This is a genomic window from Mesorhizobium sp. W067, from assembly GCF_054719525.1.
The window spans coordinates 5,216,220-5,242,953 of the sequence record NZ_JBTTII010000001.1; the positions used below are offsets into that span (position 1 = coordinate 5,216,220).

General features: G+C 63.9%; 26 protein-coding genes and 1 tRNA gene. 18 read left to right on the forward strand and 9 right to left on the reverse strand.

Annotated features, from left to right (window positions below):
- Positions 1-104 precede the first annotated feature (104 nt).
- From ACYG97_RS25555 to ACYG97_RS25565, 3 genes are all read left to right on the forward strand, one after another.
- Positions 105-2,477: an aldehyde dehydrogenase family protein gene (locus tag ACYG97_RS25555; RefSeq protein ID WP_023732652.1), complete on the forward strand. Its 2,373-nt coding sequence runs from the start codon at positions 105-107 to the stop codon at positions 2,475-2,477.
- A 290-nt stretch (positions 2,478-2,767) separates the two neighbouring features.
- The gene (locus ACYG97_RS25560; protein WP_023671303.1) at positions 2,768-3,499 is read left to right on the forward strand and encodes an SDR family oxidoreductase; all 732 of its coding nucleotides are present in this window, start codon (positions 2,768-2,770) and stop codon (positions 3,497-3,499) included.
- 146 nt (positions 3,500-3,645) lie between these two features.
- A complete protein-coding gene (locus tag ACYG97_RS25565) occupies positions 3,646-4,491 on the forward strand; it encodes a fumarylacetoacetate hydrolase family protein (RefSeq protein ID WP_023729743.1) in 846 nt (281 codons plus the stop codon).
- Between the two features lie 81 nt (positions 4,492-4,572).
- Here the strand turns inward: ACYG97_RS25565 and ACYG97_RS25570 are convergent, their stop codons facing one another.
- Positions 4,573-5,592 (reverse strand): LLM class flavin-dependent oxidoreductase, encoded by a 1,020-nt coding sequence (locus ACYG97_RS25570; protein WP_023711345.1) that lies wholly within the window; start codon positions 5,590-5,592, stop codon positions 4,573-4,575.
- Positions 5,593-5,932: 340 nt separating this feature from the next.
- Between ACYG97_RS25570 and msuE the strand changes: the two genes are divergently transcribed.
- From msuE to ACYG97_RS25595, 5 genes are read left to right on the forward strand one after another with little or no spacing between them, the layout of a single operon-like run.
- Complete coding sequence (gene msuE / locus ACYG97_RS25575) at positions 5,933-6,490, forward strand: FMN reductase (protein WP_023683545.1); 558 nt, start codon at positions 5,933-5,935, stop codon at positions 6,488-6,490.
- Positions 6,491-6,545: 55 nt separating this feature from the next.
- Positions 6,546-7,922 (forward strand): LLM class flavin-dependent oxidoreductase, encoded by a 1,377-nt coding sequence (locus ACYG97_RS25580; RefSeq protein WP_023732651.1) that lies wholly within the window; start codon positions 6,546-6,548, stop codon positions 7,920-7,922.
- A 24-nt stretch (positions 7,923-7,946) separates the two neighbouring features.
- Positions 7,947-8,795, forward strand: a complete 849-nt coding sequence (locus tag ACYG97_RS25585) for an ABC transporter permease (protein ID WP_023711343.1) — start codon at positions 7,947-7,949, stop codon at positions 8,793-8,795.
- A gap of 42 nt (positions 8,796-8,837) precedes the next feature.
- Positions 8,838-9,836, forward strand: coding sequence for an ABC transporter substrate-binding protein (locus tag ACYG97_RS25590; protein WP_023732650.1), 999 nt, complete (start codon positions 8,838-8,840; stop codon positions 9,834-9,836).
- 24 nt (positions 9,837-9,860) lie between these two features.
- Positions 9,861-10,625 carry an ABC transporter ATP-binding protein gene (locus ACYG97_RS25595; RefSeq protein WP_023732649.1) on the forward strand — a complete coding sequence of 255 codons (765 nt, stop codon included), beginning with the start codon at positions 9,861-9,863 and terminating at the stop codon, positions 10,623-10,625.
- A gap of 42 nt (positions 10,626-10,667) precedes the next feature.
- Here the strand turns inward: ACYG97_RS25595 and ACYG97_RS25600 are convergent, their stop codons facing one another.
- On the reverse strand, positions 10,668-11,003 hold the full coding sequence (locus ACYG97_RS25600; protein ID WP_245260320.1) for a hypothetical protein: 336 nt from the start codon (positions 11,001-11,003) through the stop codon (positions 10,668-10,670).
- A gap of 362 nt (positions 11,004-11,365) precedes the next feature.
- On the opposite strand from ACYG97_RS25600, the gene ACYG97_RS25605 reads away from it, so the two are divergent.
- Positions 11,366-11,599 carry a hypothetical protein gene (locus ACYG97_RS25605; protein WP_156937154.1) on the forward strand — a complete coding sequence of 78 codons (234 nt, stop codon included), beginning with the start codon at positions 11,366-11,368 and terminating at the stop codon, positions 11,597-11,599.
- Between the two features lie 491 nt (positions 11,600-12,090).
- Here the strand turns inward: ACYG97_RS25605 and ACYG97_RS25610 are convergent, their stop codons facing one another.
- The 3 genes from ACYG97_RS25610 to ACYG97_RS25620 all read right to left on the reverse strand — a co-directional run bounded on the left by ACYG97_RS25610 (position 12,091) and on the right by ACYG97_RS25620 (position 13,586).
- Complete coding sequence (locus ACYG97_RS25610; protein WP_023732648.1) at positions 12,091-12,747, reverse strand: outer membrane protein; 657 nt, start codon at positions 12,745-12,747, stop codon at positions 12,091-12,093.
- Between the two features lie 197 nt (positions 12,748-12,944).
- Positions 12,945-13,020 (reverse strand) — tRNA-Ala (locus tag ACYG97_RS25615).
- Between the two features lie 173 nt (positions 13,021-13,193).
- Entirely contained in the window at positions 13,194-13,586 is a 393-nt protein-coding gene (locus ACYG97_RS25620; RefSeq protein WP_023671313.1) for a TIGR02300 family protein, read from the reverse strand.
- A gap of 206 nt (positions 13,587-13,792) precedes the next feature.
- Here ACYG97_RS25620 and aroA point away from each other — a divergent pair, with 206 nt between their 5' ends.
- From aroA to ACYG97_RS25640, 4 genes are all read left to right on the forward strand, one after another.
- Entirely contained in the window at positions 13,793-15,151 is a 1,359-nt protein-coding gene (gene aroA, locus ACYG97_RS25625) for a 3-phosphoshikimate 1-carboxyvinyltransferase (RefSeq protein ID WP_023732647.1), read from the forward strand.
- Positions 15,152-15,391: 240 nt separating this feature from the next.
- Complete coding sequence (gene cmk / locus ACYG97_RS25630; protein WP_023671315.1) at positions 15,392-16,036, forward strand: (d)CMP kinase; 645 nt, start codon at positions 15,392-15,394, stop codon at positions 16,034-16,036.
- A gap of 204 nt (positions 16,037-16,240) precedes the next feature.
- Complete coding sequence (rpsA, locus tag ACYG97_RS25635; RefSeq protein WP_023671316.1) at positions 16,241-17,938, forward strand: 30S ribosomal protein S1; 1,698 nt, start codon at positions 16,241-16,243, stop codon at positions 17,936-17,938.
- 248 nt (positions 17,939-18,186) lie between these two features.
- Positions 18,187-19,008, forward strand: coding sequence for an MOSC domain-containing protein (locus ACYG97_RS25640; protein WP_023732646.1), 822 nt, complete (start codon positions 18,187-18,189; stop codon positions 19,006-19,008).
- A 137-nt stretch (positions 19,009-19,145) separates the two neighbouring features.
- Here the strand turns inward: ACYG97_RS25640 and ACYG97_RS25645 are convergent, their stop codons facing one another.
- The 4 genes from ACYG97_RS25645 to ACYG97_RS25660 form a co-directional block, all read right to left on the reverse strand.
- Positions 19,146-19,853 (reverse strand): SDR family NAD(P)-dependent oxidoreductase, encoded by a 708-nt coding sequence (locus ACYG97_RS25645; RefSeq protein WP_023732645.1) that lies wholly within the window; start codon positions 19,851-19,853, stop codon positions 19,146-19,148.
- Between the two features lie 187 nt (positions 19,854-20,040).
- Entirely contained in the window at positions 20,041-21,621 is a 1,581-nt protein-coding gene (locus ACYG97_RS25650; protein WP_023732644.1) for a 5-guanidino-2-oxopentanoate decarboxylase, read from the reverse strand.
- On the reverse strand, positions 21,618-22,286 hold the full coding sequence (locus ACYG97_RS25655; RefSeq protein WP_023823892.1) for a TetR family transcriptional regulator C-terminal domain-containing protein: 669 nt from the start codon (positions 22,284-22,286) through the stop codon (positions 21,618-21,620). Before ACYG97_RS25655 ends, ACYG97_RS25650 begins: the two co-directional genes overlap by 4 nt.
- Entirely contained in the window at positions 22,256-23,128 is an 873-nt protein-coding gene (locus ACYG97_RS25660) for a dimethylarginine dimethylaminohydrolase family protein (RefSeq protein ID WP_023732643.1), read from the reverse strand. Before ACYG97_RS25660 ends, ACYG97_RS25655 begins: the two co-directional genes overlap by 31 nt.
- Here ACYG97_RS25660 and ACYG97_RS25665 point away from each other — a divergent pair.
- The 5 genes from ACYG97_RS25665 to ACYG97_RS25685 all read left to right on the forward strand — a co-directional run bounded on the left by ACYG97_RS25665 (position 23,055) and on the right by ACYG97_RS25685 (position 26,704).
- Positions 23,055-23,210 carry a hypothetical protein gene (locus ACYG97_RS25665; RefSeq protein ID WP_196813600.1) on the forward strand — a complete coding sequence of 52 codons (156 nt, stop codon included), beginning with the start codon at positions 23,055-23,057 and terminating at the stop codon, positions 23,208-23,210. The genes ACYG97_RS25660 and ACYG97_RS25665 overlap by 74 nt on opposite strands.
- A 144-nt stretch (positions 23,211-23,354) precedes the next feature.
- Entirely contained in the window at positions 23,355-24,170 is an 816-nt protein-coding gene (locus ACYG97_RS25670; protein WP_023671322.1) for an ABC transporter ATP-binding protein, read from the forward strand.
- Positions 24,171-24,224: 54 nt separating this feature from the next.
- A complete protein-coding gene (locus ACYG97_RS25675) occupies positions 24,225-25,025 on the forward strand; it encodes a transporter substrate-binding domain-containing protein (RefSeq protein ID WP_023671323.1) in 801 nt (266 codons plus the stop codon).
- 156 nt (positions 25,026-25,181) lie between these two features.
- Positions 25,182-25,895: an ABC transporter permease gene (locus ACYG97_RS25680; RefSeq protein WP_196814080.1), complete on the forward strand. Its 714-nt coding sequence runs from the start codon at positions 25,182-25,184 to the stop codon at positions 25,893-25,895.
- Positions 25,895-26,704: an ABC transporter permease gene (locus ACYG97_RS25685; RefSeq protein ID WP_023732642.1), complete on the forward strand. Its 810-nt coding sequence runs from the start codon at positions 25,895-25,897 to the stop codon at positions 26,702-26,704. Before ACYG97_RS25680 ends, ACYG97_RS25685 begins: the two co-directional genes overlap by 1 nt.
- Positions 26,705-26,734: the final 30 nt, after the last annotated feature.

The following is a 26,734-nucleotide window of genomic DNA, read 5'->3' on the forward strand; positions in this document are numbered from 1 at the left end:
CCGACAGGCGCGAATGCTGATCTCCCTCCTTGTGGGGAAGATGTCCGGCAGGAAGGAGGGGGGCGCCACAGAGCGCCTGCCAAGAAGATTATCTGGAGCGCGTCATGAACATTCTCGAACGCTATCACGCCATGGAATACGGCCCGGCGCCGGAAGCCCGCACCGAGGCCGATGCCTGGCTTGCCGGACGCGATTTCGGCAAGGCGCTGTTCATCGATGGCGGCTGGAAGGCGGCCGCCAGCGGCAAGACTTTCGAGACCAGCGAACCCTCCTCCGGCAAGCTGCTGGCCAAGATCTCCGATGCCGGCGCCGCCGATATCGACGCAGCCGTCGCCGCAGCCACCAAGGCCTTACCGAAATGGTCGGCATCCTCGGGCTACCAGCGCGCAAAAGTGCTTTACGCCATTGGCCGCGCGATGCAGCGTCATCAGCGCCTGTTCGCAGTGCTTGAGTCAATCGACAACGGCAAGCCGATCCGCGAAAGCCGCGACATCGACGTGCCGCTGGCCATCCGCCATTTCATCCATCATGCCGGCTGGGCACAGGCGCTGGACAAGGATTTCCCAGGCCACAAGGGTGTCGGCGTCGTCGGCCAGATCATCCCATGGAATTTCCCGCTGCTGATGCTGGCATGGAAGATTGCGCCGGCGCTCGCCGCCGGCTGCACGGTGGTGCTGAAGCCGGCCGAGTTCACGCCGCTCACCGCCATCCTGTTTGCCGAGATCTGCGAGCGTGCCGGCGTGCCCAAGGGCGTCGTCAACATCGTCCAGGGCGGGCCGGAAGCGGGCGTCGCCATCGTCAACCATCCCGGCATCCAGAAGATCGCCTTCACCGGCTCTTCGGAGGTCGGCAAGATCATCAGGAAAGCCACGGCTGGATCGGGCAAGAAGCTGTCATTGGAGCTTGGCGGCAAATCGGCCTTCATCGTCTTCGAGGACGCCGATCTCGACAGCGCCGTCGAAGGACTGGTCGACGGCATCTGGTTCAACCAGGGCCAGGTCTGCTGCGCCGGGTCACGGCTTCTGGTGCAGGAAGGCATTGCCGATGCCTTGATCGCCAAGGTCAAGGTCAGGATGAGCCGGCTTCGCGTCGGCAGCCCGCTCGACAAGAACACCGATGTCGGCCCGCTGGTCGACGCCACGCAGCTCGACCGCGTCAAGGGTCTGGTCGCCGAAGGCGCCAGGCAGGGCGCCGTCTGCTGGCAGCCCGATGCGGTGCTGCCGTCTTCCGGCTACTACCACCTGCCGACGCTCGCCACCGGTGTTTCGCCGGCAAACATACTGGCGCAGGAAGAGGTGTTCGGTCCGGTTCTGGCCACCATGACCTTCCGCAACACCGAGGAAGCGATCGAGCTTGCCAACAACACGCGCTATGGGCTGGCCGCCTCGGTGTGGAGCGAAAACATCAACCTCGCGCTGCATGTCGCTCCGCAATTGAAGGCCGGCGTCGTCTGGGTTAACGGCACCAACATGTTCGACGCCGCCTGCGGCTTCGGCGGCTATCGCGAAAGCGGCTTTGGCCGCGAGGGCGGGCGCGAGGGCATGTTCGAATATCTCTCGGCAAAACTGCCGCTCGGCCCGGTGATCAAGCCGACGGCGTCTTCGGCGCAGCCCGTCGAGCAATCGGATGGCGGCGCCATCGACCGCACGGCCAAGCTGTTCATTGGCGGCAAGCAGGTGCGTCCCGATGGAAATTACTCGGTTTATGTCGCCACTGCCAGGGGCAAGCTGGCCGGCGAAGTCGGTCTCGGCAGCCGCAAGGACATCCGCGACGCCGTTGCCGCCGCCCGCGCCTGCAAAGCGTGGCCGGAGGCGACCGCCTACAATCGCTCCCAGGTGCTATATTATCTCGCCGAAAATCTGTCCGGCCGTGCCGGCGAGTTTACCGCACGCTTGACCGAACTGACCGGCGCCAACGCCAAGGCCGCGCGGGAGGAAGTGGAACAATCGATCGAGCGCCTGTTCCTCTATGCCGGCCTTGCCGACAAGTATGAGGGCAGGGTGCATCAGCCACCGGCCCGCGCCGTCACGCTCGCTTTGCACGAGCCGGTCGGCGTCGTCGGCATCGTCGCCCCGGACAGCGCGCCGCTGCTCGGCTTGATCTCCCTGATCGCACCTGCGCTTGCCATGGGCAACACGGTAGTGGCCGTGCCGTCGGAAAAATACCCGCTGCTTGCCACCGATCTCTACCAGGTGATCGAATATTCCGACGTTCCGGCAGGCGCCATCAACATCGTCACCGGCCGCACGGCGGAGCTTGCCGGCGTGCTGGCCAAGCATGACGATGTCGACGGGCTCTGGCTGTTTGCCGATGCCGACACTTGCGCCAAGGCGGAGGCCGATTCCGTCGGCAATCTCAAGCGCGTCTGGACCGGCAACGGCAGCAGCCTCGACTGGGCGTCCGACGAGGCCGCCGGCGATGCCCTGCTGCGCCGCGCCGTCGAAGTGAAGAACGTCTGGGTGCCATACGGCGACTAATGCCGCCTGAAGCGCGCTGTGCTTGAGTGAACCATGGCAGCGTGACTCGTTGTCCGGTTGTCATACATGTTGTTGCATCAGAGCAAGCGATGTGCATTACATCAGCCGTCGCGAAGGTGATCGCGTTCGGGCTTGACGCTTGGACATGTGTTCTTTAACCAGAAAAAACATTTGTTATGGACTGATGGATTGTGCAGGGCCGCATAGTCGCGCCTGTCTGGCACGGGACGCCCCAGTCAGCCGGCAGTAAATCGGGCCGAGCAGTGGCCAAAGAGGGCGAGGAGAAACGCATGGCGGATCTAGCAGGCAAGGTCGTTGTCGTCACCGCGGCGGCACAAGGCATCGGCAGAGCGAGCGCATTGGCCTTCGCCAAGGCAGGTGCCATCGTGCACGCCACCGACATCAACGAGGCGCTGCTGGCCGAACTCGCCAAGACCTCCGGCATCAAGACCCGCAAGCTCGACGTTCTCAACGACGATGCGGTGGCATCCGGCTTCGCCGAAATCGGCCGCGTCGACGTGCTGTTCAACTGCGCCGGCTTCGTCCATTCCGGGTCCATCCTCGAGATGAAGGACGCCGATCTCGATTTCGCCTTCAACCTCAATGTCCGCGCCATGATCCGCACCATTCGGGCCGTACTGCCCGGCATGCTGGAGCGCGGCGATGGCTCGATCATCAACATGTCGTCCGTCGCCGGCGCCGGCAAGGGTGTGCCCAACCGCTTCGCCTACGGCGTCACCAAGGCGGCCGTGATCGGTCTCACCAAGGCGATTGCCGCGGACTATGTCGCCAAGGGCATTCGCTGCAACGCCATCTGCCCCGGCACCGTCGAGAGCCCGTCGCTACAGGACCGCATGCATGCGCAGGGCGATTACGAGGCGGCCCGCGCGGCCTTCATTGCCCGCCAGCCGATGGGCCGTCTCGGCACGCCCGAGGAAATCGCCGACCTTGCCGTCTACCTCGCCGGCGCCACGTACACCTCAGGCCAGGCCTATAATATCGACGGCGGCTGGTCGATCTGAGCAATAGCCTCGATCCGCAGGTCCAGGCTCGAACAGTTCTAAAGTCCGGCTTGCCCTAGGTCGGGTCCGATAGCCAGAGTCCACCCAGTCATCGCTTGGCGGAACGAGTTTTGAAAACGGCCTTGGGCCGCAATTTGGAGAGCAAGATGAAACTGCTGCGCTATGGCGAGATAGGGAGCGAACGCCCCGGCCTGCTCGATGCGGATGGAACGATCCGCGATCTTTCGGGTCATGTCACCGACATTGCCGGCAAGGCGCTCGATCCGGCGTCGCTCGAGACATTGTCGAAGCTCGATCCGAACTCGCTGCCAGCGGTTTCCGGCAAGCCGCGCCTCGGCGCCTGCGTCGCCGGCACGGGCAAGTTCATCTGCATCGGCCTGAATTATTCCGACCATGCCGCCGAAACCGGCGCCACCGTGCCGCCGGAGCCGATCATCTTCATGAAGGCAAGCTCGGCCATTGTCGGTCCCGACGATGACGTGCTGATCCCGCGCGGCTCGGAAAAGACCGACTGGGAGGTTGAACTCGCCGTGGTCATCGGCAGAAAAGCCAAATATGTCAGCGAGGCCGATGCGCTGGATTATGTCGCCGGCTATGCCGTTGCCCATGACGTGTCCGAGCGAGCCTTCCAGGCCGAGCGCCAGGGCCAGTGGACCAAGGGCAAGAGCTGCGACACGTTCGGTCCGACCGGGCCGTGGCTTGTCACCAAGGACGAGGTTGCCGATCCGCAGAACCTCAAAATGTGGCTGACGGTCAACGGCAAGACGATGCAGAACGGCTCGACCAGGACCATGGTCTACGGCGTCGCCTATCTCGTTTCCTATCTCAGCCAGTTCATGTCGCTGCATCCTGGCGACATCATCTCCACCGGCACCCCGCCCGGCGTCGGTCTCGGCATGAAGCCGCCGGTGTTCCTGAAGCCCGGCGATGTGGTGGAACTGGGCATCGAGGGGCTCGGCCAGCAGAAGCAGACCTTCAAGGCGGATGCCTAGCCGCCTCTTCCCTTAGAGCGTTTCACCGTTTGCCGGCGAAACGGTCTATCTCTTTGTTTGCCGGGCGGCTGGCGCCTCTTGTCAGCGCCAGCCCAGAGCCGGCGCGACGTGCTTCAGGATCGCCTCGATGACGTGGGCGTTGTACTCGACGCCAAGCTGGTTGGGGACGGTCAGAAGCAGCGTGTCGGCCTCGGCGATCGCTTCGTCCTCTTTCAGCTGATCGATCAGCACATCGGGCTCCGCGGCATAGGAGCGGCCGAAGACGGCAAGCTTCTCAGGCTCGATATAGCCGAAATGATCTTCGCTGCTGCCGCCGCCGAAATAGGCGCGGTCGCGGTCGTTCACCAGCGCAAAGATGCTGCGGCTGACCGACACGCGCGGCTCGCGTGTGTGGTCGGCCGCCTTCCACGCCGCGCGATAGGCGCGGATCTGTTCGGCCTGCTGGATGTGGAGCGGCTGGCCGCCCTCATCGAACTTCAGCGTCGAACTTTGCAGGTTCATGCCGAGCTTGCCCGCCCATTCGGCGGTCGCGTTGGTAGCGGCGCCCCACCAGATCCGGTCGCGCAGGCCGGCCGAGAATGGCTCGAGCCGCAGCATTCCCGGAGGATTGGGGAACATCGGCCGCGGATTGGGTTGCGCGAAACCTTCGCCGTGCAGCACATTCAGGAAAACCTCGGCATGATTGCGCGCCATGTCGGCATCGCTTTTGCCGTCCTGCGGCACGTAGCCGAAGTAGCGCCAGCCGTCGATCACCTGCTCCGGCGAACCGCGGCTGATGCCAAGCTGCAGCCGGCCACCGGCGATCAGGTCGGCAGCACCCGCATCCTCGGCCATATACAGCGGATTCTCATAGCGCATGTCGATGACGGCGGTGCCGATCTCGATGCGGCTGGTGCGGGCGCCGACCGCGGCCAGAAGCGGAAACGGCGAAGCGAGCTGGCGGGCAAAATGATGGACGCGGAAATAGGCGCCGTCCGCGCCCAGCTCCTCGGCGGCGACGGCCAGGTCGATCGACTGCAGCAGCGCGTCGGACGCCGAGCGCGTCTGCGATTGCAACGAGGGCGACCAATGGCCGAAGGAAAGAAAGCCGATCTTCTTCATGCGCGTATCCTGTTCTTTGATTGCAGTTGCCTACTTCGTCGCCCACGCGATTGGGTTCAATCGACACTGACACAACGCAGTGTCAATGCCGCCGGCCCTTGACGGTTTCGCGACGATACCCATCGGTGCGCAAAGGACCAAGGCCATGGTCCCCGGCGATGCCCTGCGCGACCGCGTCAGCATCTGCCGCGGCGCTTTTGGGGCCAAATGAACCAACCAAAGGCGATGTACCGCAAACTCCATTCGCTTCAGAGCCCGGTTTTGAAATCTTCTCGCTCATTTAATTCTACAAAATCGGTAGGCTTAATGCGGATAGTGCGTTTGCGAGAAGGAGCCTCGGATGTCAAAAAAGCTGGTGGTGGGGTTGTCCGGCAACCTGACCCGTCCGTCCAAGACGAAGGCATTCGTCAGCCACATCGCCGGTGAGGTGGCGAGCCGGGCCGGCTCGGCTTTGAGCGTTTTCGACATCGAGGATCTCGGCCCGTCCTTTGCGCCTGCAAGACAGCTTGGCGATCTCGATCCGGCGGCGCGCGGTATTATCGAGCAGCTGCTCGGCGCCGACGTGCTGGTGGTCGGCTCCCCGACCTTCAAGGGCAGCTACACCGGGCTGTTCAAGCACTTCTTCGACCTGCTCGACCCGTCGTCACTGCGCGGCAAGCCGATCATCCTGGCGGCAACAGGCGGCGGCGAGCGTCATTCGCTTGTCGTCGAACACCAGTTGCGGCCGTTGTTCGGCTTCTTCGAGGCGCAGACCCTGCCGACCGCGATCTACGCCTCGGACAAGGACTTTGCAGATGGCGTGCTGGTGTCAGAGGCAGTCAAGGCGCGAGCCCGGCAGGCGGTCGCCGAGGCATGCCGGGTGGCCGGCGTGCCCTACAGCGTCGTCCTTGCCGCCTGAAACCACGATCCGCGACGCAATATTCCATCCCGCATAGACCAGAAGGACGCCTGCAATGACTCGAGCCAGCAAGTCCGATAGCAGGCCGCGGCAGATCAAGCTAGGCGCTTTCCTGCCCGGCGGCGGGCAGCATATCGCCGCCTGGCGTCATCCCGATGCGCCGGCCGACGGCGCCACCAATTTCGAGTTCCACAAGCAGCTGGCGCTGACCGCCGAGCGCGGCCTGTTCGACGCCTATTTCCTGGCCGACAACCTGACCGTCGGCCTCGGCGCCCGCGAGGGCGGCAACGCCAAGATCGCCGGCTTCGAGCCGGTGACGCTGTTTGCGGCGCTGGCGCCGCTGACGACGCATCTCGGCTTCATCGCAACGGCGTCCACCACTTATGAGGAGCCTTACACGCTGGCGCGCAAATTCGCTTCGCTCGACCTGTTGTCGAACGGCCGCGCCGGCTGGAACGTGGTGACCTCGGCCGGCGACGAAACGGCACGCAATTTCAACCGCGACGTCCAGCCCAGCCATGCCGAGCGCTATGCCAGGGCGCATGAGCATGTCGAGACGGTTAAGGCGCTGTGGGACAGCTGGGAGGATGACGCCTTCATCCGCGACAAGCAGTCGGGCCGTTTCTACGACAAGGACAGATTGCACGACATCGACCACAAGGGCGAGCATTTCAGCGTCAAGGGTCCGCTCAACGTGCCGCGCCCGGTGCAAGGACATCCGGTTGTCGTACAAGCGGGGCAGTCGGAAGACGGCCGTGGGCTTGCCGCGCACTCGGCCGAGGTCATCTTCACGGCCCATCAGAAGCTCGAGACGGCGCAGGAATTCTACCGCGACATCAAGGCGCGCGTGGCTGAAGTCGGCCGCGGTCCCGACCAAGTGCTGATCATGCCGGGCGTCGCGCCCTTCGTCGGCCGCACCGAGGACGAGGCCCGCGCCAAATACCAACAGCTCAACGACCTTATCCTGCCCGAGGACGGTGTTGCGCTCCTCAACGGTCTTGCCGGCCAGACGCTCGACATCAGGGGCTATCCGCTCGACGGCCCGTTGCCGCCGAGCAAGGAAACCGAAGGCATGAAGAGCCGCCAGGCGCTGATCCGGCAGATTGCCGACGAGCACAATTTCAGCATCCGCCAGCTTTACCAATGGGTAGCGACGGCGCGCGGCCACTACACCATCGTCGGCAGCGTCACGCAGGTCGCCGATCAGCTGGAGGAATGGTTCACCAGCGAGGCGGCCGACGGCTTCAACATCCTGCCGCCTTGGCTGCCCGGCGCGCTCGACGATTTCGTCGACCTGGTCATTCCCGAACTGCAACGGCGCGGCCTGTTCCGCACGGCTTACGAAGGCCGCACGCTGCGCGAGAATCTCGGCCTCAGGCGCCCGGAAAATCCATGGACCGTCGCCCGCTCGACCGTCCTTGCCGCCGAATGACCTTGGCATCGAAGGGGTGAAGCAATGACGCTGCAGCACATCGATCGGCAGATCACGGTTCGCCGCAGTGGTGGCGAAACTGGGCTCGGCACCGACTTCCTGAACCTCGGCAGCAAGGCGGCTGTTCGCTTCCTGAAGCGCTACGGCGTGCTTGCCGGCTTCCTGGCGCTCTGGCAGGTGGCGAGCAGCGTCGGCTGGGTCAACGCGGCGGTGCTGCCGCCGATCGACATGATCGTCGTCGCACTCTGGAAGGGGCTTGCCGGCGGCAGCCTGCTCGGCGACATCGCCATCAGCCTGCAACGCGCCGGCATCGCCTTTGCGGCGGCTGTCGCCGTTGCCATTCCGCTCGGCCTGTTCATGGGCCAGGTGCGCCCGGTCGAAACCGCGCTCGATCCGATCCTGCAGGTGTTCCGGCAGACGTCGGCGCTGGCGCTCTATCCGGTGTTCATCCTGCTCTTGGGACTTGGCGAGACCTCGAAGATCTTCGTCATCTTCTGGGCGACGCTGTTTCCGCTGCTGCTCAACACCACCAGCGGCGTCAAGGAAGTCGATCCCAAGCTGCTTGAAATGGCGCGCGTCTATGGTGCGAGCCGGCTCACCGTGTTTCGCCGCGTCGTACTGCCGGGCGCCGTGCCGTCGATCTTCGTCGGCTTGCGGCTGAGCGCCACCACGGCGCTGCTGCTGCTGATCGCGTCCGAGATGATCGGTGCCAACAAGGGCATCGGCTTCCAGGTGATGAACGCGCAGTACAATTTCCAGATCCCGCTGATGTTTGCGGCAATCGTCATCCTCGCCGGGCTTGGCCTGATCGCCAACCAGGCATTGGTCACCCTGCAGCGGCGGCTCTGTCGCTGGAGCAATCCTGTCAACTGAGCAGTCCGCCCCTCACCGTTTACCTCCAGGAAGGACCCGATCATGAAAATCACCCGCCGTTCGCTGCTTGCCGGCGCGCCGCTTGCCGCCGGCCTCATCGCCGCCGGCCTGCCGCGCATGGCCTTTGCGCAAGCCGCAGCCGTCAAGTTCCGCTACCTCGCCAGCCGTGGCAGCATCTCCCCGCACGAGCTGGCCGACGAGCTTGGCTACTTCAAAGGGCTCGGCGTCGAGCTGGAGAATGTCGGCTATTCCTCGGGTGGACCGGAATCGCTGTTTGCGCTGTCTTCCGGCAGCGTCGACATCGGCTCGGCCGCCACCGCGGCGGTGATCAACTCGATCTCCGGCGGCAACGACTTCGTCGCGGCGTATCCGAGCAACGGCATCAACAAGGATGTGAAGAGCGTCTTCTACGTGCTGGAAGACAGCCCGATCAAATCGATCGCCGACATTGCCGGCAAGACCATCTCGGTCAACACGCTCGGCGCTCATCTCGACTATACGGTGCGTGAGGCCCTGCACAGCGTCGGCCTGCCGCCGACCGCCGCCAACCTCATTGTCGTGCCCGGCCCGCAGCTTGAGCAGACGCTGCGCTCGCGCCAGGTCGACATTGCCGGCCTCGGCTACTGGCAGGCGACCTTTGCCGGCGCGCTGGTCGCCAACGGCGGCGTGCGCGGCGTGTTCGACGACACCCAGGTGCTCGGCGAACTCGCCGGCGGCTTCGTCGTACTCAGGCGCGACTTCATTGCCGCCAACCCGGATGCGGCGCGCAACTTCGTCGAACAGTCGGCGCGCGCCTCGGACTGGTCGCGCCAGAACCCGGACGAAGCCCGCAAGGTGCTGGCCACTATCCTCGACAAGCGCGGCGAAAACGGCGATCTCGCCCGCTACTGGACCGGCTTTGGTCTGCGCGAAGGTGCGCAGGCGACCGATCGCGACATCGACTTCTGGGTCGCCGTGCTGGAGCGCGACGGCCGTCTGGCCAAGGGCAAGCTGAAAGCCGCCGACATCCTGTACCGGCCCGGCGAAACCAAGATCAACTGAGCTTTGAAATAGCTGAGAGACAAGATGGCCGGTTCCAACCGTGGCGGAGAGGTCTCGATCCGCGACCTGTCCAAATCCTTCAGCCTCGGCGGGCGCCAGCTTGCCGTGCTGCGGACGCTCAACCTCGACATTCGTTCGGGGGAATGCCTGGTCATCGTCGGCGCCAGCGGCTCCGGCAAGACCACGCTGCTGCGTATTCTGGCCGGGCTGGAGGCGGCCGACAGCGGCGGTGTCGCGATCGACGGCCAGCCGGTGCATGGCGTCGGCGCCGAGCGTGCCGTGATCTTCCAGGAGCCGCGGCTGCTGCCGTGGCTGAGCGTGCTCGGCAATGTCGCGTTCGGCCTCGAAGTGCGCGGTGTTCCCAAGAGGCAGGCCGAGGAACGCGCCCGCTGCTACGTCGCCCTGGTCGGTCTTGCCGAATTCGCCGATGCTTTTCCGAGCCAGCTTTCCGGCGGCATGGCGCAGCGCGTCGGCATCGCCCGGGCGCTCACCGTGCAGCCCGAAATCCTTCTGCTCGACGAGCCGCTCGGGGCGCTGGACGCCATGACCAAGATCGGCATGCAGGAGGAACTGGCGCGCATCTGGAGCGAGGAGAACGTCACCATGGTGATGGTCACCCACGATCTGGAGGAGGCGATCTATCTGGCTGACCGCGTGCTGATCCTGCCCAAGGAGAAAGGCGGCGCGGCGCGGTTGATCGACATCGACCTGCCACGCCCGCGCGAGCGCAGCGAGAGCCGCTTCGTGCGCTATCGCGAAGAACTGCTGCGCGAATTCGGCCTGCACTGATCGGGGCAGGCGCGAACCGTAGGCTGACACTCGCTCTCGCGATTACTGCTTGGTGAACGTGCCCGTATAGGTGCGGTCGGCAAGCCCATAGGTGACGGCCAGCGTTCCGTCCGCCTGAATGACCGCGCTGACGTCCGCGCCATTGGGAAGGCGCCGCAGTTTCAGCGTGTTGCCGAAAATCTTGCCTTCGCCATCGGCCACGCCCGGTTTGTTGTCGCCGACATCGCCCCAGGCATAGGTGGCGGTGACATTGCCGCCGCGCGTAATCGTCAGCACGGCGAGCTTGCCGTCATACATCCCGTCCAGCTGTCCGCCCCATATGCCGGAAAACGCGACATATTTGGCCGGGACGCCTTCGCCCGGGGGCATGACCCGCACGGATGGATCGAGGACCGCCGCACCATCCGGAGCAGAGATCGCGGCAGGCGCCATGGGCTGAGGTGCGGGCGTTGGCGGCGGCGATGATGGTTCAGGCGCCGACTGGCAAGCGACAAGCACCAATGCCGCGAAACCGAGCGTCGGAAAGAGACTGTTTGGTGGAGCCAATCGGGATCGAACCGACGACCTCTTGAATGCCATTCATAGGGCCTTTCTTTCGTTCTGTTTCCGTGCGTTGCAGCCAGTGTCCGGGAAGTTATTAGTTTCAACGCAAATCAGCTACGGTGCTTCCGTGAGTGTCGCCGGGTTGTCTATTTTATGGTGCCCTGGCGGTGCCCCGACCCTCCAAGCGGTGCCACAGTATGTCCGAAGGCGCCAAATCAGTCAAAATCACAAAGCGCGTGGTGGGCGCTACGAGCCGAACGGCACGGACTTCTGTATTCGACAGCGAGCGGATCGGGTTTGGCCTTCGCGTTCGCGCCACCGGCGGCATTTCGTGTTATCTTGCGCTACCGAGCCTGGTCCGGGCGATCTGCGTGACAATTGCCAAGGTTGGCAAGGTGACGGCCACTCACGCGCTCGACGTGACGACTTAGCAGGCGTAGGTCTATGGGAGCCTTGGAGAGCGGTGGCTGGTAAGCCAGGCAGGTAAAGGGACCATCCAACCCGCCGCTCGTTCGTCTATGCTGGCTCATTCCAGCTACTCCAGACCGATTGCCCCCAGCTCAAGCTGGCGGGCTTTTTCGTGCGGCCCAAGAACATCCTTGGAGCGAGGATGTTCAGTCGCACCCGGACGTTCTTCATCGGTCGCCCGTGCTTTTCGCCCTTATTATTTTCTCTGCCGCCGGCGCCACTGTCTGTTGTCGGTGGCGAGGCCGCTATCACCTTCTGAGCGGGCTAGCGAGGGAGTGCCTTCGACGGTGAAGACGATTCCGGCCTCTTCAAACGCTTTGCGGACTGCCGCGATATCGTGAGGACGCGATTTCCTGAATCCGTTCTCGAGACCACTGATCGCCATTCCGCTAAGGTCGACCTTTGCGGCAAGTCGCACACGCGACCAGTTCAGCAAGGCTCGTGCTGCTAACAGCTAGAATTTCATCGCGACGCCGACGCGGAAGTCGTGCGTCTGAACCGTGTGTTCGAGTGTGCACCCGCCACCGCAATATTCTAGCGATTTCTTGCCAAAGAAGGAGAAATCATACTCTCCGCGCAAAAACACGTTGTGGGTGAGTGCGACGTCTAAACCTGCTCCAACGATGCCGCCTACCAAGGTGGCATCGCGCTCCGCGTCACCACCTGGATAGAACGTCTTCAACTTTGCGGCGGTTACCCCCGCCGTGACGAACGGCATGTACGCTCCCATGTCCATTCCGACTCGACCCTTTACAGAGCCAAACAACCCGGTGGAAGCGTCGAGGACGCCTGGGCCAGGAATGTCGTTGAAGGTGTTCTTCTTGAAGCGATACCCAAGCTCGCCTTCGACGCCGTAGACAATCTTGCCCGACTGGAAGTTATAGCCCGCAAAGCCGCCGATTGTTGCCGAGCCGGGGCTGTGGGTAGCTCCGGCGCCAATGTTCGGCTCATGGATCTTGTAGTGCTCCAGCGTTCCCGCGCCGAAGATACCAGCGTAAGGTCCTTGCCAGGTCCATTCAGGGGTGTCCACAGGAGCAGTAATGGTGTCGGCGGCGATTGCCGGCGCGGTCACCGAAAGCGCGATAAGTGAAGCGAAAAGAAAGACTTTCATCGGAATCCCAGCACAATGTCAGGCAACTAGTAGAATATGCCTGCAACTTTGTATGTAGCTAGGAAGCCACACCTGTCGGCAAAGTGTGCCCGCAGTGGAATCCGTCGACGTGAAACACTGCGGTGCCCCGGAACTAATCACAGTAACAGCGTTAAGCCAGCCGCGATGCTAAATGCATGGAAACATTGCAGACTGTTTGGTGGAGCCAATCGGGATCGAACCGACGACCTCTTGAATGCCATTCAAGCGCTCTCCCAACTGAGCTATGGCCCCACTCCGGCAGTCAGCCGTCGCCGTTGCCGGCGAGAGGTCCGGCGCGGGTTTCAGGACCGCGCCGTTTAGTGCAGGCGGCTTCTAACCCCGCCTTCCCTGAAGATCAAGCCTTCGAGGGCCGCTTTTTCGTCATAGCCCGTGAACGCCGCTAAATGCATGCGTTCGAAGCGTTCTTAGACTTCGTCGTCGTCGTCGCCGACGCCGATCATGTCGGCGACATCGTCGTCTTCTTCCTCTTCGTCGGCAAGGAAAGTATCGTCCTCATCGTCGCCTAGATCGACATCGTCCTCGTCGTCGCCCAGGTCGGGAAGCTCGTCGCCGGCCTTGACGTCTTCGTCGGCCTCTTCAAGCGAGACGACTTCAACGCCTTCTTCTTCCTCGGCGTCCACTTCCTTCTCGGCCACTTCCTCTTCCTCTTCGAGGGCGGCGATCTTGCCGTCCTCGAAATAGGAACGCGGATACGTCTTGCCCGTATAGGGCGAGACGACAGGGTCCTTGTTCAGGTCGTAGAATTTTCGGCCCGTTTCAGGGTCGACACGCTTTGTGCCAAGTTCGTTTTTTGCCACGTCAAGCCTCGTCAGTAAAAGAGTGGTCCCCTTAACCACAGTTTACCGCGCTGTCAAAGCGAAAAGCCGGCGTCACAAAACCAAGCACTGAAAGGCCTCGCGCCAAGCGACGACCATGGGGATGACCATTTCCCCCCGCCGTGATACGAGACCGCCGCAACAAATGAAAAGCGCCGGTGCGCCGGCATTCCGTCCAGGGAAATTCCATGTCTCACGCCGCCGCTGCCAAGCCGGCCACCGCCCGCAAATCATCCGCCCTTTCCGGCACCGCGCGGGTGCCGGGCGACAAGTCGATTTCGCACCGTTCCATGATGTTCGGCGGCCTTGCCTCCGGCGAAACCCGCGTCACCGGCCTGCTCGAAGGCGAGGATGTGATGCGCACGGCGGCCGCCATGAAGGCGATGGGCGCGCATGTCGAGAAGCGCGGCGCCGAGTGGGTGATCCGCGGCACCGGCAATGGCGCGCTGCTGCAGCCGGAAGGCCCGCTCGATTTCGGCAATGCCGGCACCGGCTCCCGCCTCACAATGGGCCTCGTCGGCACTTACGACATGGAAACGACCTTCATCGGCGACGCATCGCTGTCGGGACGGCCGATGGGCCGCGTGCTCGAACCCTTGCGCCAGATGGGCGTGCAGGTGCTGAAGGCGACGCCGGGCGACCGCATGCCGATCACGCTGCATGGGCCGAAACACGCCGCACCCATTACCTACCGCGTGCCGATGGCCTCGGCGCAAGTGAAGTCGGCCGTGCTGCTGGCAGGCCTCAACACGCCCGGCATCACCACCGTGATCGAACCGGTGATGACGCGCGATCATACCGAAAAGATGCTTAGGGGATTTGGCGCCAATCTCTCGGTCGAGACCGACGAGCGCGGCGTGCGCCACATCTTCATCGAGGGCCAGGGCAAATTGACGGGGCAGACCATCGCCGTGCCCGGCGACCCCTCCTCGGCCGGCTTCCCGCTGGTCGCGGCACTGATCGTGCCGGGTTCGGACATCGTCATCGAGAACGTGCTGATGAACCCCACCCGCACCGGCCTGCTTCTAACGTTGCAGGAAATGGGCGGCCAGATCGACATCTTGAACCCACGCAATGCCGGCGGCGAGAATGTTGCCGATCTGCGCGTGCGCTACTCCGAGCTCAAGGGCGTCACCGTGCCGCCCGAGCGGGCGCCGTCGATGATCGACGAATATCCGGTGCTGGCGGTTGCCGCGAGCTTCGCCGAGGGCGAGACGTTGATGCAGGGGCTGGAAGAGCTGCGGGTGAAGGAATCCGACCGACTGGCAGCGGTTGCCAATGGGCTGAAGCTCAACGGCGTCGACTGCACCGAAGGCGAAGCTTCGCTCGCGGTGCGCGGAAAGCCCGGCGGCAAGGGGCTGGGCGGCCATCCCAATGGCCAGGACACGACGGTGCAGACGCATCTCGACCATCGTATCGCCATGAGCTTCCTGGTGATGGGGCTGGCAACGGAAAAGCCGGTAACCATCGACGACGCCGCCATGATCGCGACGAGTTTCCCGGAGTTCATGGGGCTGATGACGGGGCTCGGTGCGGAGATCGGGTAGGTTGATGCCAAGCGCAAAGCAAGCAGAGATGTCGGCGGGACAGCGCCCCCCTCTGTCCTGCCGGACATCTCCCCCTCAAGGGGGGAGATCGGCCGTCACAGCGGCTTTCGCCAGTTTTCGAAATTGCAGGAAAGAGTGGGGCGCAGAAGCTTCTGATCTCCCCTCTGGAGGGGGAGATGTCCGGCAGGACAGAGGGGGGCGCGAAGGATCGCGGCGTCTGTCTTTCGTGTTGGCCCGCCAATGACCTTCACCATCGCCATCGACGGTCCCGCCGGCGCCGGCAAAGGCACGCTGGCCCGACGGCTGGCCGACCACTACCGCCTCAACCTGCTCGACACCGGCCTCACCTACCGCGCCGTCGCCTATGCGTTGATCCGGCACGCGCTGCCACTCGACAATGTCTCAGCAGCCGAAACCGCCGCACGCCAGGTCGATCTGGCAAAGCTCGACCGTGCGGTGCTGTCGGCGCATGCGGTTGGCGAGGCGGCCTCGAAGGTCGCGATTTACCCTACCGTCCGGCGCATCCTGGTCGAAAAGCAGCGCGATTTCGCCAGGACACCGCCAGGCGCGGTGCTCGACGGGCGCGACATCGGCACGGTTGTGTGCCCTGACGCCGACATAAAGCTCTATGTGACGGCGAGCGCCGAAGTGCGGGCGCAGCGCCGGCTGGCCGAGATCGAAAGCATCGGCGGCACCGCCGATTTCGCCGAAATTCTTGCCGATATTGTGCGCCGCGACGAGCGCGACATGGGCCGCGCCGACTCGCCGCTGAAGCCGGCGGCGGACGCGCACTTGCTTGATACCTCCGAAATGGCTATAGAGGCCGCGTTTCTGGCGGCCAAAGCGATCATCGACGACGCCCTGGCCAAGAGAGACAAAGCCTGATCCAGGGTTTTCCCGCTCCACCGATTGCCGGAAGCGAAGAAAATACCCATATCGGGCACGAACCAGCCTGCCAGCATTCTTCATGCGCCGGAATTGCCGCTTAGGCGGCCCAGGGCTTTTGTAGCCCGGAACGCCGGCAGGCCAACGCAACGCTAACCCACGGCGCCCGTCCCGCTTAAGATGCGGGGCACTCCAGGAGAAAATATGTCAGCTGCAAATCCCACTCGCGACGATTTCGCGAGCCTGCTCGAAGAATCATTTACCACCGGTCACTCCGGCGAAGGTCAGGTCGTCAAGGGCACGATCCTGGCGATCGAAAAAGACATGGCCATCATCGATGTCGGCCTCAAGGTCGAAGGCCGCGTGCCGCTGAAGGAATTCGGCGTCAAGGGCAAGGACTCGACGCTCAAGGTCGGCGACACGGTCGAGGTCATGGTCGAGCGCATCGAAAACGCGCTGGGCGAAGCCGTCCTGTCGCGCGACAAAGCCCGCCGCGAAGAGAGCTGGGTCAAGCTCGAAGAGAAGTTCACCAAGGGTGAGCGCGTCGAAGGCGTCATCTTCAACCAGGTCAAGGGCGGCTTCACCGTCGACCTCGACGGCGCCGTGGCGTTCCTGCCGCGCAGCCAGGTCGATATCCGCCCGATCCGCGACGTCTCCCCGCTGATGCACAACCCGCAGCCCTTCGAGATCCTCAAGATGGATCGCCGCCGCGGCAACATCGTTGTGTCGCGCCGCACCGTGCTCGAGGAAAGCCGCGCCGAACAGCGTTCGGAAATCGTGCAGAACCTCGAAGAAGGCCAGGTTGTCGAAGGCGTCGTCAAGAACATCACCGATTACGGTGCGTTCGTCGACCTCGGCGGCATCGACGGCCTGCTGCATGTCACCGACATGGCATGGCGCCGCGTCAACCATCCGACCGAAATCCTCAACATCGGTCAGACGGTCAAGGTGCAGATCATCCGCATCAACCAGGAAACCCACCGTATCTCGCTCGGCATGAAGCAGCTCGAGAGCGATCCGTGGTCCGAGATCGGCACCAAGTTCCCGATCGGCAAGAAGATCAAGGGTACCGTCACCAACATCACCGACTACGGCGCGTTCGTCGAGCTGGAGCCGGGCATCGAAGGCCTCATCCACGTTTCGGAAATGTCGTGGACCAAGAAGAACGTGCATCCCGGCAAGATCCTGTCGACGACGCAGGAAGTCGACGTTGTCGTGCTCGAGGTCGATCCGGCTAAGCGCCGCATCTCGCTCGGCCTCAAGCAGACGCTGGAAAACCCGTGGCAGGCTTTCGCCGCGAGCCATCCGGTCGGCAGCCAGGTCGAGGGCGAGGTCAAGAACAAGACCGAGTTCGGCCTGTTCATCGGCCTCGAAGGTGACGTGGACGGCATGGTGCACCTTTCCGACCTCGACTGGACCCGTCCGGGCGAGCAGGTCATCGAAGAGTACAATCGCGGCGACATGGTCAAGGCGCAGGTGCTCGACGTCGACATCGACAAGGAGCGCATCTCGCTCGGCATCAAGCAACTGGCCAAGGATACGGTCGGCGAAGCCGCGACTTCAGGCGAACTGCGCAAGAACGCGGTGGTCACCTGCGAAGTCACCGGCATCAAGGATGGCGGTCTGGAAGTGCGGCTGGTCGACAGCGGCATCGAGACCTTCATCAAGCGCAACGACCTCAGCCGTGACCGTGACGAGCAGCGCCCCGAGCGCTTCTCGGTCGGCCAGAAGCTGGACGCCCGCGTCATCGCCTTCGACAAGAAGACCCGCAAGCTGCAGGTCTCGATCAAGGCGCTGGAAATCGCCGAAGAGAAGGAAGCCGTCGCACAGTACGGCTCGACCGACTCCGGCGCTTCGCTGGGCGACATCCTTGGCGCCGCGCTGAAGAAGCAGGGCAGCTAAGCCGCTTGGCGCGCAGCGCGTAAGTCGCTTCGCGCAAGCGTAAACCTCGGCTGCGCCTCACGCGCGGCTTGAACAAGAAGACCCGCGGGCCGCAAGGCTCGCGGGTTTTTTCATGCTCGGCGACGCGGTTGGCACAAGACAAAGCCGGCGGAACCCCTTCAATTCCGCATGCGCGGCTGTAGGCTCGGCTGTCGTTGCAGACGTAAACACGGAAGTCCGGCCCTTCGAGCAACGGAGAAGCATGCGCGATGAAGGTCGTCGAACTCTATCGCTATCCGGTCAAGAGCCTGCGCGGCCATGCCGTGCCGAGCGCCGACATCGAGACAATGGGCATGGAAGGCGACCGCCGCTGGATGGTCGTCGACAAGGATGGGCAGTTCCTCACCATTCGCCAGATACCTGATATGACGACGATCGACGTCGAGCATCGCGGAACGGGCATCCTGTTGAAACATGACAGGCATGGCTCGCACTTCGTCGAGGCTCCGGCTCCCGGCACCGCGCTCCGGCAAGTCAAGATCTGGAAGGATATGGCTGCCGCGCGGCCGGGCGATCCGGCCGCCGGCGCCTATCTCTCGGCTATTCTTGGCCGGCCTGTCGATCTCGTCTATTTCGACGATCCGCAAAACCGGCCGGTCGATGCGGAATTCGGCCAGCCCGGCGATTTCGTCGGCTTTGCCGACGGTTTTCCGCTGCTGATCGCCACGACAGGCTCGCTGAACCATCTGAACAGCCATCTTGCCAGGCCCATCGAGATGGCGCGGTTCCGGCCAAACATCGTCGTCGACGCAGACGGCGCATGGCCTGAAGACAGCTGGAAGACGATCCGCATCGGCACGGTGGAGTTGCGGATCGCAAAGCCCTGCTCGCGCTGCGTCATCACCACCCGAGATCCGTTGAGCGGCGAGCAGCCGGACCCGCGCGAGCCGTTGCAGACGCTTGGCAAACTCCACCGCTCCGCCAAGGGCGGCATCATTTTCGGCCAGAATGCCATTCCCAACAACGCCGGCACGATCGCCATCGGCGACGCAGTCGAGGTCGTGGAAGCGGGCGTCTCGAACCTGACGTAGTCGCAGCCCTTCTAATGCCGTGGAGGCGTCGGCGGGTCGCCATGATTGAATGGCCAACCTCCGCTGTAGATCAGGCGAGGTCGGCAAAGGCCGCCATCGGAAGCCAAACCAAATGAGCCGCTCTGCGCGGCGGAACTTCAGGCGCGGCCGTAGAGCGGCGCCAGCGTTCCGCTCATTGCCAGATTGGCCGGTGATGCCAGATAGGCGATTGCCTCGGCGGCGGCTTCGAGGCTGACCCATCTGCCGAAATCGGCGTCCGGCATGTCGGCGCGGTTGGCTGGCGTATCGAGCGTCGAGGGCGCCACCGCGTTGACCAGTATGCCTTTGTGCTTCAGCTCTTCCGCCATCGCCACGGTCATCGCCGCCACCGCCGCTTTGCTGGCGGTATAGGCGACCATGCCGGCGCCTCGGCGCGGATCGAGCCCGGCGCGTGCCGTGACATTGACGATGCGGCCCGCTGTGTTCGAGCCCAGCATGGAGCGCACCGCAGCGCGGCAGCACAGAAAGGCGGTGCGGGCGTTGGTGTCCATCATTTCGGCAAAGGATGCGGATTCGATCTTCTCGACCGGGGCTGCGGCAAAGCCGCCGGCCAGATGGATGGAGGCCCACAATTCGGGGACGCTGTCATAGAAGGCATCGACCTTGGCAGGATCGGCGAGATCGACATTGTGCGCCAGCCGGACGCGATCATGGGCCGCGAAGGGGAAATGCGAGGGGGCCGACGCGTGGGCATTCGGCACATGGCAGATCGCGCCGTCCCCCAGCAATTTGCCGACGACCGCGGCACCCAGCGCCCCGGTGCCACCGGTCACCACGATATGCTTGCCCTGAACTGTTTCCGTCATCCTGGACGCTCCTGTCGTTTCTTATGATTATGTCGCTTGTCGTGCCGCGCCGACGCAGAGCGTCGCGCCTTTTGCACGATCACTCAACCGACATCTCGACATGGCAGTTGTTGCGTCTTTGCATCGCTCGAAGTCGCCGACCGCCCCCTTCTGACCCGCGCATTGACGTAAAGCGCGCGGTCAAGCGTCAGTCGATGGTGATTTCGACGACGTGAGGCATGCCCGTTGCGCGTGCGCGTTTGAGCGCATCGGCGAGACCGGCAGTACCGGCAAGCCGTTCGGCTGATATGCCGTAGGCCTCGGCCAGCTTGCAGAAATCCGGCGGCGCCGGCGACACGCCGACCGGCTCGACGCCGACATCGAGCATCGACGTTTCGATCTCGCGATAGCCTCTGTTGTTCCAGACGACGAAGATGACCGGTGCGGGTGCATCGAGCGCCGCGCCTAGCTCCGGCAAGGTGAACTGGAAGCCGCCGTCGCCGGTCAGGCAAACCACCGGCACGCCGGGCATGGCGAGCGCTGCGCCGATCGCCGCCGGCGGCCCGTAGCCGAGCGCGCCGAAACCGGTGGCGGCGTTGAACCAGCCGCCTGGCCGGTCATGGTCGTAATAGAGATTGGCGGCGTAGATCGGCTGGGTGGAATCGCCGACGATGATGGCGCCCGGCAGTGCGTCGCGGATGGTTTCCACCGCACGCACCTGCGCGGCATAGGCCGGGCTGAGCTCGGCAAAGGCCGCCTTTCTCGACGCGGCTGCGCGGCTCTCGCCGTTCTTCGCTGCGGCATGATCAGGGTGGAGCGCGCCTAGCAGTGCACCAAGCGCCTCCGCGCAATCGGCCTGGATGCCGACGCTCACCGGGCGGCGGGCGAGCTGGTCGGCGCCGATATCGATGCGGATCAGATTGGCGGGCAGCACGAAGCCGCCGTCGCTGTAACCGTCATAGTCGGTCGGGCCGAATTCGGTGCCGGCGGCGATGACCAGATCGGCGTCTGCCATCAGCGCACGCACCGCCTTCAGGCTGGGGCTGGCCGGCACGCAAAGCGGATGCGCGTGCAGCAGACCGCGCGCATTGGCGGTCTGGACGACAGGTGCGCCGAGCCGCTCGGCCAGGCGCTGCAGTGGCTGTTCGGCGCGCTTGGCGCCGCCACCGGCAAGGATCAGCGGTCGGCGCGCGGCTGCGATCAGTTTGGCTGCCTCGGCAATGGCCGCGCCATCCGGCGCCGGCGGCGCTGCATTGGTGAGCGAAGCAGCGATGCCGTCGGCCGGTTTGACCATGACGTCGGTCGGGATCTCGATATGGACGGGGCCCGGCCGCGACGACGAAAACAGCGCGAAGGCCCGCGCCAAAGCGCCAGGCAATTCGCTGGCCTCGGTGACACGCTGCGAAAACAGCGCCACCTTCTCCATCATGCCGCGCTGGTCCGGCAGTTCGTGCAGGAAGCCCAGCCCCTTTCCCAGCGTCGGCATCGCGTTGACGCCCGAAATCACCAGCATCGGCACCGAATCGGCGCGCGCCTGGCCCATTGCGGTGATGGTGTTGGTCAGCCCCGGTCCGGTGATGACAAAGGCAACGCCCGGCCGGCCGCTGGCACGGGCATAGCCGTCGGCCATGAAGCCGGCGCCCTGTTCGTGACGCGGCGTGACATGGCGTATCTTTGAACGCGCCAGCCCGCGGTAAAGCTCGACAGTGTGGACGCCAGGAATGCCGAAAACGGTGTCGACGCCATGCGCTTCGAGCAGCGTGATCAGCGCTTCGCCGATGGTGGTCATAGCTTCTCTCCCTTTTGCGGCGCGAGGCCGAGCTCGGCCTCTATGGCTTTGACGCCGATCGCCGCCAATTCGCCAGGCGAGAACATCTCTGCGGCCAGACAGCCTTCGATCCAGAGCCCGTCGATGATCGCGTTGATGGCAATGGCATGGCGGCGCAGTTCATTTGCGTTTGGCCTGCGCTGCTCGGCGCCGAGCACTTCGGCAACGACTGCTTCCACCTCGTTGCGAAAGCCAAGATAGCCTTCGCGGTGGGCGCGAGCCAGGCTCGGATCCGCGCCGGCGCGGCCGATGAAGGTTGCCCACAGCGAAAACACGCGTGCATCGATGATCGGCGCGTTGAGGTTGGCGGTAACGAAGGCCGCAAGGCGCTGGCGCGGCGAGGCGTCTTCCATGAGCAATGCCGCCTTCGCCCGCTCGGTCATGCGGCCCATCAGCGCCGCGTACGTTTCCTGCAGCAAGTCTTCCTTGCCGGGGAAATAGTGCCGGATCAGCCCGGCGGTGACACCGGCGCGCAGTGCGATGGTGCGCAGGCTGGCGCCCTCCAGCCCATGTTCGGCCACGCTGTCCAGGGTCGCGTCAATCAGATCCTGCCGCCGCCGCTCCTCGCCCTCGCGGCGGAACTTGCGGCGCTCATTCATTGCCGCAGGATGGGCCGCGTCAGGCATGTCGGCCCACCTTCGCAGGCGATGCAGAGGGCATCCGCCTCGAAGATTTGAACCGTGCAGCCGGCGGCTTCCATCGCGGCCCTGGTCTTGGGAAAGCCGGCGACGGCAATGACCTTATGCGGGCTGGTCGGCAGCACGTTCAGGCTGAGGCCGTTGGACGCGGCAAACTCTTCGGCGTCGCCTTCCACCAGCCGGATGCCGCGCGCCTTCAGCAACTGATAGAACGGCGCCGGCAAAAGCGGTGAATAGACCAGGGCCAGGTCGTCGGCCAGCGGGCTGATCACCGACATCAGATGCAGGCACGCCTCCTCGCCCTGCCACAGCGGCAGATCGAAACCGTAGACGGAAATGCCGAGCGGCGTCAGCAGATTGGAAACCTGCTGTATGCCTTCCTGGTTGGAGCGCACCCCGCGCCCGATCACCAGCGTGCTGGCATCCAGCCAGACGCAATCGCCGCCTTCTACCTGGCCGGGAGCCTGGACGCGGCCGAGGATGGGAATACCCAGGCGTGTGTAGGTTTCCTCATGCAGCGATGGCTCCCGGGCGCGCAATGGCTTGCCCATGGACAGGATCAGCGCGCCGCGGTCGGTCATCAGCGACGGGTCGTGGGTGAATACGGAATCCGACAGCCCGTCGGCCTTGTCATCGATCCATTCGATTTCGGCGCCGGACGCCGTCACCAGCTCAGCGAGAGCCGCGTGCTGCGCCGCCGCTTTCGCCGGGTCGAAACCCGGGCCATAGTGCCAGGTAGCCCGGTCGGCACCGCGCATGGCATTGGCCGCCGACCGCATCAGCACGCGCCGCAACGGCGCCGCCATGGATTGTGATCCGAAAGCGCTCATCAGTGCCCTTTTCAATGCCGTGTTCAAGGTGAAAAAAATGGAAAAAATTTCATCGGAGGCTATTTATACACTTGCACAATAAGGCCGCAAGTGCCGTAATGAGCGGGATTGACGGGCTCGCGCTGTTGGGTCCATGCTGAAGTCTGGAGTGGGCATTACAGCGTATGTTGATTAGCCGGATAGACGTTCGACGATCTGCCGTGGACCCTGTGGCAGAGGTTCCCCGGTGAGCGCGGCGGGAACCGCCGCAGTCCAATCCGGCAAGGCGCAGGACGGCGCCGCCGAAGCCATCCATGTCGAGAACCTGCACAAGAAATTCGGCCATCTGCATGTGCTGAAAGGCGTTTCGCTGTCGGCGCGCGACGGCGAGGTGATCGCCATTATCGGCGGCTCGGGTTCCGGCAAGTCGACGCTGCTGCGCTGCATCAACTGCCTGGAAAACCCGACCAGCGGCATCATCCGCGTCAATGGCGAGGAGATCAAACTCAAGGCCGACAGCCACGGCCACACCGTGCCCGCCGACCGCCGGCAGATCGAACGCATCCGCGCCAAGCTCGGCATGGTGTTCCAGAACTTCAACCTGTGGAGCCACATGACGCTGATCGAGAACGTCATCGAGGTTCCGGTGCATGTTCTGGGCGTCAGGCGCGACGTGGCGATCAGGGAAGCCGAAAAGCTTTTGGCGCGCGTCGGCCTGGCCGAAAAGCGCGACGTCTATCCGGCCTATCTCTCGGGCGGCCAGCAGCAGCGCGCGGCGATCGCCCGCGCCCTGGCCATCAACCCGCGCGTCATGCTGTTCGACGAGCCGACCTCGGCGCTCGACCCGGAGCTGGTCGGCGAGGTGCTGAAGGTGATCGGCGACCTGGCGCGCGAGGGCCGCACCATGGTGCTGGTCACGCATGAAATGAAATTCGCCCGCGAGGTCGCGACCCATGTCGTCTACCTCTGCAACGGGCTGGTCGAGGAAGAGGGGCCGCCGGAGCAGATATTCGGCGCACCGAAATCCGAAAGGCTGAAGCAGTTCATCCGCAACATCGGCTAGGACAAGCCGGGACGGAAGAAAACCGGGAACCAACAACAAACTGGGAGTCGTGACATGAAGACTGTTCTGAAAACATTCGCCGCAGCGCTGCTGCTCGGCGTTGCCGCCATGGGCGTGGCCAAGGCCGATCCGGTCAAGATCGGTGTCGCCGCCGAGCCCTATCCGCCCTTCACCTCGCCGGACGCTTCCGGCAAATGGGTTGGCTGGGAAATCGAGTTCATCGACGCCGTCTGCGCCGAGGAGAAGCTCGACTGCGTCATCACGCCTGTCGCCTGGGACGGCATCATCCCGGCGCTGACGACCAAGAAGATCGACGTCATCGCCAGTTCGATGTCGATCACCGCCGAACGCGAGAAGACCATCGACTTCTCGGATAAGTACTACAACACGCCGACCGCCATCATCGGGCCGAAGGACCAGAAATTCGGCGCCACGCCGGACGATCTCAAGGGCAAAGTGCTCGGCGTGCAGGTGTCGACCACCCATTCGGCCTATGCGAAGAAGCATTTCGGGCCCACGGCTGCCGAGATCAAGGAATACCAGACGCAGGACGAAGCCAACAACGATCTGGCCGCAGGCCGCCTCGACGCCGTCCAGGCGGATTCGATCGCGCTCGACGCATTTCTGAAGTCGGACCAGGGCAAGGCCTGCTGCGATCTGAAGGGCATGGTGGCTCCGGACGATGAAGTGCTCGGACCGGGCGTGGGCGCCGGCGTGCGCAAGGAAGACACTGACCTTAAGGCCAAGATCAACGCCGGCATCAAGGCGATCCGCTCGAACGGCAAATATGACGAGATATCGAAGAAATACTTCGATTTCGACATTTACGGTGGTGGCGGCGCGCAGTCGAACTGACGATCCTCGCATGAGCTAGGGGGCATGGCGTTAGCGCCATGCCTCCCTGCCCGATCTTTCCCAGACATGCTTGCCGCCGGCGCTGCCGTCGGCGGTTAGAGCCAGCATCCGGGGGCGACGCTGATCGACGCACTTCTTTCGGCCTCGGCGGCCGGCATCATAGAGCTCCTTTCGCCCAATCCGCCGGGCTGGGGCGGCACGCTCTTGCTTGGACTGCTCCATTCGATCGAGATCGCGCTCGGCGCCACCGTCCTCGGTCTCCTGATCGGCACCGGTGGCGCCTTTGGCAAGCTTTACGGCGGTCCGGTCGTGCGCGACCTGCTGGCGGTTTACACCACCATCGTGCGCGCCGTGCCCGAACTGGTGCTGATCCTGCTGCTCTATTATGCCGGGACGGACCTGATCAACCAGGCGCTGACGGCAATGGGCTACCAGCGCGTCGACATCAGCGGCCTTGCCGCGGGCATCGCCGTGCTCGGCTTTGTCCAGGGTGCCTATTCGACCGAAGTGATCCGCGGCGCCATCCTGGCCATACCGCAGGGCCAGATCGAAGCCGCCCGCGCCTATGGCATGTCACCCGGGCTCATGCTGCGGCGCATCACCTTGCCGGCGATGCTGCCCTTCGCCATACCCGGGCTCGCCAATCTGTGGCTGATCGCCACCAAGGATACGGCCCTTCTGGCGGTCGTCGGCTTTTACGAGCTGGCGCTGGCGACGCGGCAGGCTGCGGGGGTCACCAAAGCCTATTTCACCTTCTTTTTCGCCGCGGGCGTGCTCTATCTCATCTTGTCGCTGGTCTCCAACCTGCTCATCGGCCGCGTCGAGGCCTGGTCGCGGCGCGGTATGCCGTCGCTCAAGGATGCGCGCTGATGGCCGGAGAAGCGACCATCATCAACGCTGCCGCGCGCACGTCGCTGTGGCTGCAGCCGCATCGCATCGTGCTGATCCTGGTCGCGATCGCGCTGGTTTTCGGCGCAGCCTTCTTCATGCGCTGGGATTGGCTGCCGCAATATTACGAAATGGGGCTTCTCGGCATCTGGCGGTCGCTGTGGATCCTGGCCGTCACCTGCTTTCTCGGCTTCCTGCTCGCCGTGCCGCTCGGGCTGGCGCAGGCCGCCGGCCCGTTCTGGCTTTCCGCCCCCGCCAGGACATTCTGCACCGTCATCAGGGGCACGCCGCTGCTGATCCAGCTATGGCTGCTCTATTACGGGCTGGGCTCGCTGTTTCCGCAATTTCCCTGGATCCGCGAATCCTGGATGTGGCCGTATCTGAGGCAAGCCTGGCCTTATGGCGTGCTGGCACTGACCTTGTCCTTCGCCGGCTATGAGGGCGAAGTAATGCGCGGCGCCTTTGCCGGCGTGCCGAAGGGGCAGTTAGAGGCGGCCCGCGCTTTCGGCATGAGCCGCTGGAAGATTTTCCGCCGCATCTGGCTGCCGCAGGCCATCTACCGGGCGCTGCCGACGCTGACCGGCGAAACCGTGCTGCAGCTGAAGTCGACGCCGCTGGTGGCGACGATCAGCGTCATCGACATCTTCGCAGTCTCGTCCAAGGTCCGGCAGGACACCTACCTCACCTACGAACCCTTGCTGCTTTTGGCGCTGATCTACATGATCATCACCGGCATACTGGTGTTTGCATTCAGCAAGATCGAGGCGCGCATACCGAACAAGGTGGGCTAGGGAATAGTGAGCAGGCAGTAGTGAGTAGTC